Annotated in this window: 8 protein-coding genes; 1 reads left to right on the forward strand and 7 read right to left on the reverse strand. The window is 34.4% G+C overall.

Translation table 11 applies throughout. The features are described 5' to 3' along the window. The 6 genes from CYP05_RS04270 to CYP05_RS04295 all read right to left on the reverse strand — a co-directional run. A partial coding sequence (locus CYP05_RS04270) for an ATP-binding protein (RefSeq protein ID WP_141090277.1) occupies nt 1-5,032 on the reverse strand: 5,032 nt, incomplete at its 3' end. A 25-nt stretch (nt 5,033-5,057) separates the two neighbouring features. Then, nucleotides 5,058-7,835 carry an AAA family ATPase gene (locus CYP05_RS04275; RefSeq protein ID WP_103642091.1) on the reverse strand — a complete coding sequence of 926 codons (2,778 nt, stop codon included), beginning with the start codon at nt 7,833-7,835 and terminating at the stop codon, nt 5,058-5,060. Further along, a complete protein-coding gene (locus CYP05_RS04280; protein ID WP_103642092.1) occupies nt 7,832-9,823 on the reverse strand; it encodes an NAD-binding protein in 1,992 nt (663 codons plus the stop codon). The genes CYP05_RS04275 and CYP05_RS04280 overlap by 4 nt, the downstream gene beginning before the upstream one ends. A gap of 196 nt (nt 9,824-10,019) precedes the next feature. After that, a complete protein-coding gene (gene tpx / locus CYP05_RS04285; protein ID WP_103642093.1) occupies nt 10,020-10,550 on the reverse strand; it encodes a thiol peroxidase in 531 nt (176 codons plus the stop codon). A 9-nt stretch (nt 10,551-10,559) separates the two neighbouring features. Continuing rightward, entirely contained in the window at nt 10,560-11,702 is a 1,143-nt protein-coding gene (locus tag CYP05_RS04290) for a trans-sulfuration enzyme family protein (protein ID WP_103642094.1), read from the reverse strand. A gap of 218 nt (nt 11,703-11,920) precedes the next feature. Further along, the gene (locus CYP05_RS04295) at nt 11,921-12,376 is read right to left on the reverse strand and encodes a DIP1984 family protein (protein ID WP_103642095.1); all 456 of its coding nucleotides are present in this window, start codon (nt 12,374-12,376) and stop codon (nt 11,921-11,923) included. A gap of 88 nt (nt 12,377-12,464) precedes the next feature. Here CYP05_RS04295 and CYP05_RS04300 point away from each other — a divergent pair, with 88 nt between their 5' ends. After that, a complete protein-coding gene (locus CYP05_RS04300) occupies nt 12,465-13,631 on the forward strand; it encodes a MalY/PatB family protein (protein WP_103642096.1) in 1,167 nt (388 codons plus the stop codon). A 582-nt stretch (nt 13,632-14,213) separates the two neighbouring features. On the opposite strand, the gene sodB is transcribed toward CYP05_RS04300, so the two are convergent. Beyond that, nucleotides 14,214-14,831 (reverse strand): superoxide dismutase [Fe], encoded by a 618-nt coding sequence (gene sodB / locus CYP05_RS04305; RefSeq protein ID WP_103642097.1) that lies wholly within the window; start codon nt 14,829-14,831, stop codon nt 14,214-14,216. Nucleotides 14,832-14,973: the final 142 nt, after the last annotated feature.

Below are 14,973 nucleotides of genomic sequence, written 5' to 3' on the forward strand. Positions count from 1 at the left end.
CATTATAAACCAAACATTTATTTTTATATATTTTTATCACTGTTGTTTCTTCTGGTATATAGAAAAATTTTCTCTTATCGATATATTTATATAAGATAGCGATGCCATGTTTAAATACTACTACATAGTAATCTTTAAAATTTTTTACTTTACATCCATGATTAAATTCTATAACTCTTGGTCTATTTGGATCATAGTGATAGATAAAAATACGCTTGTCTGGCACATAGTCAAATTTCTCGTGTTTGGTGGCATCTATATTAAAAGTGCTACTACTATTTACTAGTCTATAGTCTGCGTCATAATAAAATGTTTTGTCGTTTTCGGTAAAGATTAAACTACCATCATCAAGTTCTTTTATAAAATTTCCATATAGTCTTTTTATGTATTTGTATTTTGGTGAGTAGAGATCACCAGAGGTCATCAGTATATTTCCATTACTTAGTTGTTTTTTAACAGAAGTGCCTATTATGGTTTTTAGTCGTTTACTATTGCGGCTATATATTGTGGTTATATCTTGATAATATCTTTCGTTTTTATAGTCAGTAAATTGGCAAGTTAATATAAAGTTATTATTTTTATCTAACAATATATTTGATCCATAACTTTGTATATAATAAGTATATCTTTTACTATAGTGTTTAAAAAATACTTCCATTGTAAAGTCATTATCTTTGAGATTTAGTTTTGCTCCTTTGTTGGTTTTCTTGATAACCTCACAAGATATATTTTTGTTTTCATGTTCTATAGCATTTTTTATACTATTTCCATTCTTATCGTATGTATACTTTTCAAAATACACAAGTTCAGATGGTGCGCCTTCATATGGTTCGCTGTGGTAGACAAAGTATTCAACGATAATTTTATTTCTAGTATTGTTTGTATTTATTTCAACATTAGATCCAAGTAAGCCAAATACTGGTGCATCTATTTTTTTAATGGTATTGTCACTTCTTAGATATATATAAAGACTGTTGTAAAATACAACACCATCTTCTAGTTCATATAGTAGTATGTTGCCATTTGATAGGTATTCTCCTATAGTATATGGCTCTTTTATGTATTTTATAGTTTTCAGTTCTTTATTGATTATATATATATCGCCATTTTTTTCTTTGATGGCAAAGGTGTCTTTTTGTATCTCTATATAATCACAATGCTCGTAAGTTTTTTTATTTTTGAAATCTTTGGAATATATATCGACATTTCCGTTGCTAAAATGTATCACTGTATAATTATTTGCAAAGATATCCATCTTTTTTATCTGGACATTCAAATTGCGCGTCTTGTTATAGTTTTGCTCTAGACTATATAAAAATGCCTTTTTTAGTTCTTTAAAGCTTATTAATACTTTGTTGTCGAAAACCTCTAAAATGTCTATATCATATTGCACTGGCAGTTTTTTAGTGAGTTTTCCGGTTTTTGTCTCGTAAAATTTGATATCTATACGGTCTCTATATAAAGCTATGACGTTACTAAAGTCTTTAATGTGGATATCGTTGGTGCTGAAAAAGTCAGACTTCTCTTTTGTTGCAATGGTTCTTGAAGTTTTTAGGTCACTGGTTAAAAAATCAATGTGATTTTCGAAATATATGAGTAAATTTTGATTTTTTAGTTCTATGATATCTTTAAATTTGAGATCGCTTACAAATAAGATATTTTTTAAATTCTCGTCAAAAAATGAGGTGCCATTTTTATCAGCTACTAACAGAGTATTGTCATTAAGTAGTGTTATTTTTTCAAATTTATATTTTATTTCCCATTCACTGGTTAGTATGGCGCTGTTGTCTAAAAGTATATCACCATTAGTTAGCTCTTTTACGCAACAGCTTTTAATGCTTAGTGATATAACTTTTATAAGTTTCATATTAAGAGAGTAGATATGAAGAGCTGTGTTATTGTCTTTGTTAATCTTTAACAATATGTATTTATTTTTAAAAAGAGTAATATCTTGTGCCGTTATGAGCAAGCTGTCTTTTTTGTCATAGATATTGTAATTATAAAGCGGAATTGCTGGGTAGCCATCTTCATCATATGTGTAATCATCAGCAATTCTTTCAATCTTGATATCTTGTCCTAGATAATACTTATAGTTATCTTGCATATCTAGTTCGTATTTTTGTATCATAAAAAAGTCAAATTCTTTGTTTGAATATTGCTTCTTTAAATTTAGATCAACAGAATATACGCCATAGTTTTTGCCATCATATAGCAGCAAATCACCATTCTCTAGTTCTTTTTCAAATATTATCTTTTTTGGCAGAGTTATATTTTGTCCATTATTTGTAATAGTTATAATAAATTCTATGTCTTCATTGTCAATAGTTTCATATATTTTACGTAAGAGATTACCATTTTTTAGTTCATAATAGCTTCCGTATTCTGTCTCCAGCTCTACTAAAAATTGGAAATTTTCAGAAAACAGACATTGGTTGCCCTTAAGTTTTTTAATCAAATAAAATCCATTTGATAGTTTTTTAATACTTTTCCAGTCATTTACTCCTAGGTTTGCTAAAAGTTGGAAATTTTCAGAAAACAGACATTGATTGCCTTCATGGTTTGTAACAAAAAAATTCCCATTTGATAGTTTTTCAATACTTTTCCAGTCTAAAATCGCTAGTAGTCCAGTCCTGGTAAAATTTGCGGGTATATTGCTAGACTTAAGCCAGCAGAAATTTACTTTGCCAGCCCTTAAGAGCTTTTTGGCGGATATAGTTAGCTGTGAGTCTTCACCATCTGCATAAGCTAGTTGAAACAATACAATGTGTGGTTTAAAATAGTTCGTATTATCATTGAAAAGATAGTCTTTTTCTCGGTAGAAGCTCTTTTGAGCCAAAAATTTATCTTCATCTAGGTTATCCAACATTTCTCTGAAATCTTTAAATTTATAATGATCATATATGCTGCCGATAAGTTCTAGATCGTTTAGATATTTTTCAAATTTCTTAGAATTTGAGTAGTATAGATGGTAAAATAGCTCGCTTAGAGCTCTTGGTGAATAGTATCTTTCGTCCCATAGTTTTTCTTTTTTCTCAAAGCTACAAAAGTACTCTGCTAGTTTCAAGTGCGTTTCTTGTTTGTATTTTTCATATCTTTTAGAGATAGTCTCTATAAACTGCCTGTGGAAAAAGTTTATGAGTAGTTTATCGTCTTTATAAACAAGAGTTAAAAATGGCTCAAGTAGGCTAGATAAGCTTGCCCAAAGAGATATAGGGAATGATATATTTTTAGACAAAGAGACATTTTTTATAAAAAAGACTTTGTTGTAAAATTTTTTGTCGCTTTTTATCTCTTTTGATAGTAGGTCAAGTAGCTCGTTCTCGCTAATGCCGTATTTGCTAAAGGCTATGTAGCTTAAGACCTTTTGTATAAGAAGCTTTTCTTGATGGTATAAATTTTCAAGGTTATCTATAAATTCATTTATAGCGCTAGGTATATCGTCTGCGATATCTATCTTGTCGTTTGAGCTTATATTTTTTAGCTCTTGGGATACGATAAATGCATACAAAGGAGAGCAGTTTGCATTTTTAAATTTATTTTCTACTTCGTTTATTTGTTCTTTTGTTAGCGTCCTTTTATGTTTTCCAAGGAAATTTTCAAATAGTCCTTTTGCCTCACTACTTAAACTATCATTGTTTAAATTTATGGTGTTTTTATCTCCATATTTTTTGATCAAATTTTCAAAATAAATGCTGTCATCTCTAAATTCTTCATCTTTTAAAACAGATAAAATGATCTTTATGTTTTTACCAAGTTTTTGCGGTAGCCAAAAGAGTTGATCTGTTGCTTTAAGCTGATCAAGTGCGTCTATAAAAATAACTATATTTTCATCTTTATCGCTTGAGAGCAATTCGCTGACATACTTGTCAAAATCATATTCACTTAGGTTGTTTAGGTCGTCTTTTTTTGATGTGCCTTCTATCTCGCAGATGAGATCGGTTAATAAATCCCTTTTATAAAAGGATTTACCATCAGCTCCAACAAATTTATAAAAAATGCGAGCTTTACCAAGGGTTGCTTCTTCTGCCTCTTCGATCGCTTTTTTCATAAGCGTTGTTTTACCCATACCAGAGTGAGAGTATATGATGAGTGGCGTGTTAGTTTCATCGTCTAAATAGCTGGCAATCTTTTTTAGTGATTTTTGCCTGCCTAAAAATGTATCTATCTGCTGTGTTTTAAATATGTTGTGTTCAAAATTTTCTGGAGCACTACTCAACTCTTTTATACCCGCGTCTATATTTGCTTTTAGTTTTTTCACTATCTGCGCTATAAATTTAGCTTTAGAGTATATTTTAAATTTATCATCAATCTCTTCGTTAATGATATTGTGTTTGCACCCTTTTGGTATGTTGTTTTCTACACTTTGTCTAAAATTTTCGATATTTTGATTGCGAGGTTGCTTTTGGTTCTTAAACTGCCTAAAGATAGGGATTATAAAATTTTTGTTGCTTTCGTTTTTGCATATCTCTTCAAACTCATGGTGAGTAGCAGACATAAAATATTTTTTCTTTTTCTCTTCTGGTAAATTTTCGGAGACTTTTTGCAATATTTGGCGTATTTTTTCTTCAACTTTATACCACTCTTCGTATTTTACAAAAGCTCCGTCTCTACGTTTTAATATATAGCATCCACGGTCTTTATCTTCACTTAACTGGTTTTTGTCTAATCGGTACCATTCGTCTAATATTTGTTTATCTGAACTCTTTAAATTTTTTCGTATATCATCAAATTCTTTTTTGTCTATTATATAAGGAAGTGGTACCCAGCCATATCTATCGCCAAGCATGATTAGAAAATTTGGATGTGGATATGATGCGCAGTTTCTCACCTCTCTAAGACAAACTGGTAGAGTTTTTTGATCTAGTTGGGCTTCATTGTTTATGCCCCATCTAAGATCTATAGGCTGGAAGGAAAAGCCCTTGCTTTCACAATACTCTCGTATCTTAGGGAAGACTTCATTTTGAAGCAGGTCTCTTTCTATTTTAAAGTCTTCAAAAGTAGAAGATACGAATAATCTAAAGGCTTTTTTCATGGCATTTCCTAGGTTATTTTAAGGCTTAATTATCGTCTTTAACCTGTTTTAAAAACTCATCTTCATCAATAACTTCTTTTTCTATAAGGAGTTTTGCTAGTTTGTTTATCTTATCTTCGTTTTCTTTGATTAGCTGCTCACATCTTATTTTTTGTTCTTTTAAAATTTCTAGAACTTCGTTATCTATTTTGTCATTTAATTTACCACCAAAGCTATCAATAGACTCTAAATTTATATATCCTATATTGCTCATGCCGTAGTTTTTAACGGCATTATAGGCTAAATTTGTTGCTACTTTTAGATCGTTAGTCGCGCCAGTGTCTATACCTTCATTTTTTTGAAAGTAAATTTCTGCTGTTCTACCTGCAAAAGAGACACAAATTTGGTTTTTGATATCATCAAAGCTTAAATTTTTAACATCCTCTTCTCTATCGAAGGCTACAAAACCAAATGCCTTGCCTCTTGGCTCAACCGTTATTTGTTCTATTTTTACGTGCGGCATTAATATATGTGAGATAATGGCGTGACCTGCTTCATGATATGCTGTTTCAGCTTGTATCTGTGCGTAGGTTTTGCCAGTTAGTTTGTCGCCGTATTTTACATTGTTGATATGCTCTAAAATTAGCTCTTCACTAATGCCTTCAAGCCCGTTACGCAAAGCTTCTAGGGACGCTTCTCTATATGCTTTTTGCAAATCAGCCCCGCTCATTCCTACGCTAAATTTTATAAGCTTGCTTTTATTTATGTTGCCTATGGTTGGATTTTTAAGCATCTTGTCTATGAAATATCCACGAGCTTCTTTATCTAGCATACCGATATGGATATGTATATCTATGCGACCAGAACGTAAAATGGCAGGATCTAATTTCTCTTTTAAATTCGTAGCGGCGATGATAAAAATATCTGAACTGTCGCCAAAACCGTTTATTTCAGTTAAAAATTGATTGATTAAAATATCTAGCCTGCTGCCATCTCTTTTGCCTACAGCATCTATCTCATCTATAAAAATGATAGATGGGGCATACTCCCTAGCTCTTTTAAATACTTTTTTCATTAACTCCATATCTAAAAGCTCGCTTCCAGTAGTGCTTATGAAAGGAAGTTCGGCCTCGTTTGCAAATGCTTTTGCAAGCATGGTTTTACCAGTGCCAGGAGGTCCATAAAGCAATATACCCTTTGGCGCATCTATATTAAAATTTACTATTTTTTCTTTATTTTTTAAAAGAGTGGCTATCTCATTTAAGCGTTTTTTGGCTTTTTCATGCCCAGCTATATCATCAAATTTGATACTAGGTATATCAGCAACTATGCTTCCTGCCTCATCTGAATAATCAACTGATTTTGGCAGTTTGGCTATGTAAGCATTGTGGTACTTAATAAATAATGTCTTGCCTGTTACTTCGATCTTGCTTAAAAATTTTAAGGTTTGATTTTTTCTAAAGCAATTCATAATTAATTCATCGTTTTGTTTTGGATCGTCTTTTATAACATTCTCTAGTGACTTTATAGCTTCGCTATCTATGATAAATTTGATCTTTTTGATATCTTTTTGGTAGCTTCTCAAAAGATCTGTTATATTATCAAATATCTTTTGGCTAAATTTTGATTTTATGCATCTTGCATCGATAAATGGCAGATATGTAAGTAAATTTGCTTTTAATAGCAACTCTTCCTCTTTTGGCATTTCGATTTTTAAGTCAAAAGCTTTTTCAAAATTTCTCATATCGGTTTGGAAATTTTCTCTAGCGATACGTAGTAGCGCATTAAAAGTAAGCTTGTTAAACAACACTATCTCGCCCTGAGCTAGTCTAGATAAAAATTCTGGTTTAAAGATAGGCTCTGCTTCACCTCTGCTATAAGCAGTGCTTTTCTCTCTGCTGATAGTTTCTAAAATGATGTTTTGAGCAGAATTTACCTCTAGCGCCATAGTGTTTAAGAAATTTTTATTAGAGTAGAGCTCGCTACCTAAATTTGATGTAAATATAAAAATACATTCACTAAAATCAACAGTCTTTTTAGTAAAATCATCATCTGTTTTACCCCTAGCCATAATGTCTAAAAAGACATTTTGAACATTTGGATGGGCTTTTTCGATCTCGTCAAACACGCATATAGACTTAGGATGCTCTTTTACAAATTTAGTTAGATCGCCTTCTCTTTCATTTTTATAGCCAGCACTTAGTCCAGTAAGGGCAAAATTTTGATTTTCACCTTGATATGTGCTCATATTAAAGACTTTAGTAGAATAACCAGTTAAAATTTCCCCTAATATTTCAGCCAAATAGGTCTTGCCAGTGGCTGGCGGTCCAAGAAAAAAGAAGATGGCTTTTAGAGAGTTTGTGTTTTTTCTGTAGTAAAAGGTTACGACTTTATCTAGTATTGTCTCTATGGCTTGCTCTTGAGAGTAAATTTTATCTTCTAGTTCTTTTTTTATTTTGTTAATGAGAGAGAAGCATCCTTGATTTGTATGCCATGCTTCTTCTTGTGGTTCGCTCTTATATATCTTTTTAAGATTGCTAATATTTGTGTTAAAGCCATATCCATTTTGTTCAAGAGCCCTCTTTATTTTATTCGCTTCATCAGAAAATTTAACAGTATTATTTTTTATTGCAATGTTAATAGCAAACTCATCTATTTTAGTGCTATCTTTAGACCTTTTAAGACCAATCGATGCTAAGATTTTTTTAAAATTAGGATCAGTCACTTCAACTGAATTTACTGCTTTTGCTATATCTTCAGCTTCTATAATGTCTTTGCCTTTTTGTATAGCTATATATTTAGCCGCTAGGAAAATGGTTCTCATTTGTTTTTGATGTTGTCTATTTTTTGTTTAAACTCGAATATCTCTTTGCAATAGATGGAGTTTTTATCTTGCAAGATTTTATCATCTTCAAAAGCTGAAACTATCATATCGTAAGCTCTCATAACTGTCTCTACATCATCACTTTTGTAGTTATGATTTTTTTTAATGCCATCTTTAACGATATATTTAGAAGCTTCTTCTAGTTCATCCCAGCCGATCAAAAGAGCGTGTTCTTTTTTATTGTCATCCTTTCTATAAGGATAGTCTTGCCCCTCTGGTTTTGGTATAGTAGTCCAGCCATTTAAAATATGAAAAGCATTCCAGCGATGTTTTTCCATTTTGGCTAATTTTTCTATGTCATCAAGACTTATATACGTTGCTAAAATATTAGCCTTCTGGATATCATTCCAGATGTCAGTCTTCTTTTTATCAGAAGTCGGTTTCCCGTTAAGGCTATACCATCTATTGTTCGCCTCATTTTCTATATCACCATATTTTGGAAGCACCTTGTTTTGACTATTCTCTAAAAGGTGATTTAGTACTTTTAGTTTTATAGGCAAGTGTTCAACTTGCATTCTATTTGAGTCTTGCAAAAAAGGTGACAGAGTATTCCATTTTGTCTCATGTTTTGTCCCAGGGTCGTGAAGCTCATTATATCGTTGATCTGCCCTTATGGCCATTTTGTCGTATATCTCATTTACAACGACATCGTAAGAGCAAATTTGAGAGAAATTGCCAAAAGGTATAATGTCTATTTTGTTTTTATTGTCTATATTGTCTATCTTGATATCATTTGCAATACCTTTTATGCCATCGTGTTTATCTATAAATATAAAAAACTGTTTGTTTTTCAAATGAGCTGATTGATTTTTTATGATCCTAGCTATATCAGTAAGGCTTGCTTGAACGTTGGTTTTACAAAAAATGATTTGGTTAAAATTTTCTATTCCATCTTTGTTAAATAACTCTCCATCATCTTTAAAGTCTATATTCCAATTGATTATACCACCTGCCTTTAAGCTAATAGGATATAGTTTTAAAAATTCTGCTCTCTTTTTTTCGTGGTTATTATCAAAGATCGTTACGTTTAGTGGTTTGCCGTTAAAAAAATGACCTAAGGTCAAAGCGCGGTATAGCACAGATAGCCCTGCTGCGTCAAAGCCTACTATAGCAAGATTTACACTATCATTATCTATTGTATCTACATTCTCACCTAGAGGGTGCTTCATAAATAGTGTTTGTGCTGCATTGTCATAAACACTAAATGCTTTTATATTGATACCACTTCTTTTTATGCTTGGCAATATTTCGTAGTTTTCTTTTGATTCTAAATGTATGTATACATTTTTTTTATTATCTGGATCGTTTTTATCTGCTTCAGGAATAACTTTAGTGATAGCGTCCAGAATTTCTAAATTTGATATATCTTTTCCAGTCATAAGGATGATTTTTTCAGCTTTTGCTATATTGAGTTTGTTTAATACATCTTTATCGATAGCGTTGCCAGATATTGCATATCCACCAAGTGTGCATATACTATTTACATTATCATTTGTAGGATTTATATCCACGACTAATAGTTTTTTATCTTGATGTTTGTTTAAGATATCTTTGGCCAAGACATATCCCATATCTCCAGCACCACATATCACGATATGATTTTTTGCAAAAAATTTTAAAAAGCACCATGTTCTAAGCTTTTTGCCAAGTAGTTTAATAAAAACACTACAGTAAAAAAATAGAGTAAAGACTATAGCTATATAAAGTGAGCATTTACTGACAATGTTAGTTGCTTTAAAATCATAGTTTCCAAGTAATAGAGCTAGCGTTTGGTAGGCTGATTTTAGAAAGCCAGAGAAGAAGCCATTTTCAATGGAGTGCCCAAGAAAAGAGAAAAAGACAGTTAAGATGCCACATATCAGCATCGTCGTATCATTTAAGTTGCTATATATAAAACTACGATAATACCTTTTTAAATCAAACTTCATTGTGCTCTCCAAATAACAATTTTTATAGTGCAAAATTTAAAATCACGAAAATTATAATGAGCTATTATACTTTATATTTACAGGTTGTTGAACTAAAATTTGTAACACAGTGATTAGATTGGCGTTTTTTTGGAGATATATAAATTTATTGTTGTTTTCATAGACTAACGCCGCAAAAGCAGCGTTAGCTTAAATTTTAATGGCAGCCGCAGCTACAACCACATCCGCCGCTTTGTTTTATCGCGTCAAAAACTGCGTCGTAGTTTGGCTCCTGGGTCACTTCAGGGACGATTTGTTTGTGGATGATGACGCCATCTTTGATGACAAAGACCGCTCTTGCAAGTAGTCCTTTTAGTGCCCCGTCACTCATCAGCATGCCGTAGTTTTGGGCAAATTCGCCGTATCTAAAATCGCTTCCCACGCGCAAATTTGCTATGCCCTCAGTCGTGCAAAATCTCCCCATCGCAAATGGCAAGTCGTTTGAGATGATGTTAAGTTTTACGCCGTGTTTTCCAGCCACTTTTTCGTTAAATTTACGTGCTTCTGCCGCGCAAACACCAGTATCAAGAGAAGGCAAGCAGACAAGCACCTCTATGCCGTTATTTCCGCCCACGCTAAATTCGCTAAGATCTTGCGCTACGACTCTTGCTTCAGGCGCATAAGAGCCGACAAATAGCTCATTTCCGCTTAAATTTACCTCACTACCTTTAAATTTTGTAGTTGCCATGATTTCTCCTTATTTTTTAGCTTTTTTAAACGCTTGATCAAGGTCGGCTATTAGATCATCGACGTTTTCGATGCCGATGGCTAGGCGAAGCAAATTTTGCTTTATACCGATCTTGTCTAGCAACTCTTTTGGATATGCCTCATGCGTCATCGTTGCAGGCCTGCAGATAAGGCTCTCTACGCCACCAAGGCTCACTGCTAGATCAAAAATTTCTAGCGCTTTTACAAATTTATTTACATCATATTTTTCATCAAGCTCAAATGAGATAAGAGCGCCGATATCGCTTGCTTGAGCCGCTTGCATCTTTGCCTCTTGCTCGCTGTATGAGCCAGGGAAATGCACCACGCTAACGGCGTCATTATTCTCTAAAAATTTGATGATTTTATGGGTGTTTTGTGTTTGTCTATCAAACCTAACGCTAAGCGTTTTAAGCCCACGTATTAGGTAGTATGCGTCCATCGGACTGATGATGCCACCAAGCGTGTTTTTAGCAAATTTTATCTTTTCAGCCAAAGCATCGTCGTTTAGCGTGACGATACCAGCGATCACGTCAGCGTGTCCGCCGATATACTTTGTAGCGCTATATACCACGATGTCAGCTCCGTGCTCAAGCACTTTTTGATAATAAGGCGTCAAAAATGTGTTATCCACGATGACTAGAGCGCCCTTTTTGTGAGCGATCTTTGAAATTCTAGCGATATCAGTCACTCTTAAAAGAGGATTTGATGGAGTTTCGATGAAGATGGCTGCCACGTCGTCGCTTATGTCATCTTCGCTTAAAAAATTTAGATCATCTATAAATTCACTCTTTATGCCGTGGCTTTCAAAAACGCTCGTGACATATCTATATGTGCCGCCATAGACGTTGCTATTTAGCAGGACTTTTTGCCCTGTTTTTATAAGGCTAAGTGCGGCTGCTGTTGCTGCCATGCCTGAAGCAAAGCTAAATGCGTATTTGCTACCTTCGACTTTAGCAAAGATATCATCAAACGCCTTTTTTGTAGGGTTGTTGCCGCGTGAGTAGGCAAATTCTTGAAAATTTTCAAGGTCATCTTGCACGAATGTGCTAGCTAAAAATACAGGCGGAACGACCGCTTTGTTTGGGTTATTTTTAGCTTCGATGCCTTTTACGATTAGAGTGTCTAGTTTCATAAATTTCCTTTTTAAAAATTTATGAAATTTTACATGATAAAGATTAATTTTCCCCAAACCCACCCAAAATATAGCCAAACCAGTAAGTGGTAGTAAAAGTGCTTTTTAAATTTGCAGTTGTAAGATTGCTAAGACTAAATTTAAGCTTTTGCCTGGTCTTCGCAAGCTGCCAATGTATGGTTTTTTACTCGCTTTTGGCTAAATTTTTACCATAAATTTTACTCTACTAGATCAACCGACCAGTTTGCCTCCTGAAGCTTCATCTCAAGCTCTCTGATCTCTTTTGAAAGCGCATCTACTTGCTTTTGAAGTGCGCTCACATCGACCGTGCTTAAAATTTTGATCTCGCTGTTTGAGTAAAGATCGACCTTTTGGCTAGCGCTTGTGGCAAATTCTCTAAGCACGTTTGCTTTTAGCACCAAAGCGTCCTTTTTAGCGATCATCTCAGTGAGGCTCATGCCATCAAATTTTGCGCTTGCGTTTGTTAAATTTATAGAGCAAATGAGCGTGAAAAGCTCACTTGTTAGCTTGTCAAGCTCTTTTAAAAGAAGCTTTGGATCCTCGCTTGGACTTTCATTCTCCTGCGTTTTTGCGTTGCAAAGCAATCTAACTTTTAGCTGTTCGATGCGCTTTTGCGTGTCAGATCTTAGGATGAGAGCCCGAGCTAGTTTCATCATTTTTCCTTTTTTGGTATTAAATTTTTAAATCATCTTAGTATCTTTTGGGTTATAATTGATTTAAAATTTTATGTAAGGAAAAGCTATGAAGTACGATTTTGACACATTAGTAAGCAGAGAAGGCACAAACTCATCAAAATGGCGTATGAAGAGCGATGTTTTGCCGATGTGGGTTGCAGATATGGACTTTAAGGCCGCACCTGAGATCTTAAGTGTCTTGCAAAAGCGCCTTGATAACGGCGTCTTTGGCTACTCTTTCATACCAAAAGAGTGGAACGAAGCGATAAAGAGCTGGTGGCAAAGACGTCACAACGTGAGCTTAGAGAACGAGTGGATGTGCTTTTGCACTGGCGTCATACCAGCTATCTCAACTGCTATTAGGAGATTTAGCAGCCCAGGAGATCAAATTTTAGTGCAAGCGCCTGTCTATCACGTCTTTTTTAACTGCATCAAAAACAACGGACGTGAAATTTTATCAAACGACCTCGTCTATAAAAATGGCTCTTATGAGATCGACTTTGACGACCTAGAGGCAAAGCTAGCTCAGCCGCTAACTACCATGATGCTTCTATGTAATCCTCACAACCCAATAGGCAAAATTTGGGACAAGGAGACGCTTAAAAAGATAGGCGAGCTTTGCTACAAGTACGATGTTTTGGTTATCAGCGATGAAATTCACTGCGACATAACTGATCTTGGGCTAAGCTACGTGCCATTTATCAGCGTGAGCGAGGAGTGCAAAAACAACTCCATCACGTGCATCTCGCCTACAAAGGCCTTTAACATAGCTGGCCTACAAAGCTCAGCCGTCGTCACGCCAAATGAAAAGATCAGATCAAGGCTAAATGCCGCCATCAACTACGATGAGGTCGGCGAGGCAAATGCCTTTGCGATCATCGCCGCAATCGCCGCATTTAACGAGGGCGAAGCGTGGCTTGATGAGCTTAGAGAGTATCTGTTTGAAAACAAAAAGGTTGTCGCAAACTTCATAAAAGAGCAAGGCTTACCAGTGAAGCTCTTGCCATCGAGTGCGACCTACCTTTTGTGGCTTGACTGCAGTGCGTTTTGCGAGGATTCGAGCGAATTTATGAATTTCTTGCGCGATAAAGCGGGACTTTGGCTAAATGATGGTAACGCTTACAGAGGAGATAGATTTTTCCTTCGTATGAATATCGCAACGCAACGCGAAAGGGTGCTTGAAGGGCTAAAACGCTTGCAAAATGGTATAAATTTATACACTTCAAAGAGATGATTTTGGCTGGGTGGCTTTGAAATTTAAGCCGCCCTTGCTTGATACAAAATAGCTACTGGGGCATTTTGAAGTAACAAATACTGCCCCATTTCTTAAATATCAAAGTAAGTTTTACTCATAAATTTAAAGGCGAGATAGTTGTTTTGGTTTCGTTTTATAGCGCTAAATTTAAAGTGAAAGCCACCGCACCAAAATATATATTAGACCACTAAAGCAAGCGTTTTATGCCATTTCAAAGCTATAACTATCGCGTCTATTGCTTGCTAAATTTAGCAACTCAAAAGAAATTTGAAAGTGAGATATCTCGTGCTAGTGTTAAATTTAAAAGAAGTCATTTTGCCAAAAGGAGAATTTGAGCCGTTTAAACTCGCATTATCTTTCAAAAAGTGATTTTGCAGAGAAATTTGATGATTTTAAAATTTAGAAAGTAGAAATTTAAAGATAAGCTAGCTCAAGCTGGCTGTAAATTTATAAAAAGACCACTTGCTAAAACGAGAAATTTCACTCTTTTAAAATGATAAATTTGATAGTTAAATTTGAATAAAAAGCAGAAATTTAAAGGCGGGGAGGTCCCGCCAGATATTATTTATGTAGTTCTTCTGTGTAAAACTCAACTGAGCCAAGGCTCTCTTTTTGCGCCCACTCGTAAGCTTGGCTTACAAATTCCCAGTTTATATTCTCGTAAAATGTCTCTAGGTATTTTGGACGAGCGTTGAAGTTGTCGATGTAGTAAGCGTGCTCCCAAACATCAACGACTAGAAGTGGCACTTTGCCATCGCTCACTGGAGTTTTTGCGTTGCTAGTTTGCACGATCTCTAGTTTTTTGCTGCTTGGGTCAAATACAAGCCATGCCCAGCCTGAGCCAAAAAGCGTTGTAGCTGCTTTTAAAAACTCCTCTTTAAAATTTGCGAAATTTGCCTCGATCGCAGCTTTTAGCTCGCTTGACATCTCGCTTTTTTTAGCGATGCAGTCCCAGTAAAAGTCGTGGTTATAAACTTGTGCGACGTTGTTGTAAAGGCCACCTTCGCTATTTTTTAAGATCTCGTAAAATGAAGCGTTAGCAAATTTTGTATCTTTTATGAGATTGTTTAGGTTTGCAACATAGGTTGCGTGGTGCTTGCCGTAGTGGTATTCACAGGTTTTAGCACTTACTACTGCGTTGTTGTTTGCGTCAAACGGAAGTTTTCTTAGTTCAAACATAATAATTCCTTAATAATAAAATTTGTTATTTCGCATTATAGCCACAAAAGATTAACAAACAAAATCTTTTAAAATTTAAGCCAAAAATAGGGCGTTTTTATAAAAGCTAATTTTTTCATTTATAAAAGATCAGTGAATTTGC

It is taken from the genome of Campylobacter concisus, assembly GCF_002913545.1.
Lineage (GTDB): Bacteria > Campylobacterota > Campylobacteria > Campylobacterales > Campylobacteraceae > Campylobacter_A > Campylobacter_A concisus_AV.

Bases quoted from the DNA above. Each gene is read 5' to 3' on its own strand.
- CYP05_RS04275 (WP_103642091.1), bottom strand. From the start codon at position 7,835: ATGAGAACCATTTTCCTAGCGGCTAAATATATAGCTATACAAAAAGGC.
- CYP05_RS04280 (WP_103642092.1), bottom strand. From the start codon at position 9,823: ATGAAGTTTGATTTAAAAAGGTATTATCGTAGTTTTATATATAGCAAC.
- tpx (WP_103642093.1), bottom strand. From the start codon at position 10,550: ATGGCAACTACAAAATTTAAAGGTAGTGAGGTAAATTTAAGCGGAAAT.
- CYP05_RS04290 (WP_103642094.1), bottom strand. From the start codon at position 11,702: ATGAAACTAGACACTCTAATCGTAAAAGGCATCGAAGCTAAAAATAAC.
- CYP05_RS04295 (WP_103642095.1), bottom strand. From the start codon at position 12,376: ATGAAACTAGCTCGGGCTCTCATCCTAAGATCTGACACGCAAAAGCGC.
- CYP05_RS04300 (WP_103642096.1), top strand. From the start codon at position 12,465: ATGAAGTACGATTTTGACACATTAGTAAGCAGAGAAGGCACAAACTCA.
- sodB (WP_103642097.1), bottom strand. From the start codon at position 14,831: ATGTTTGAACTAAGAAAACTTCCGTTTGACGCAAACAACAACGCAGTA.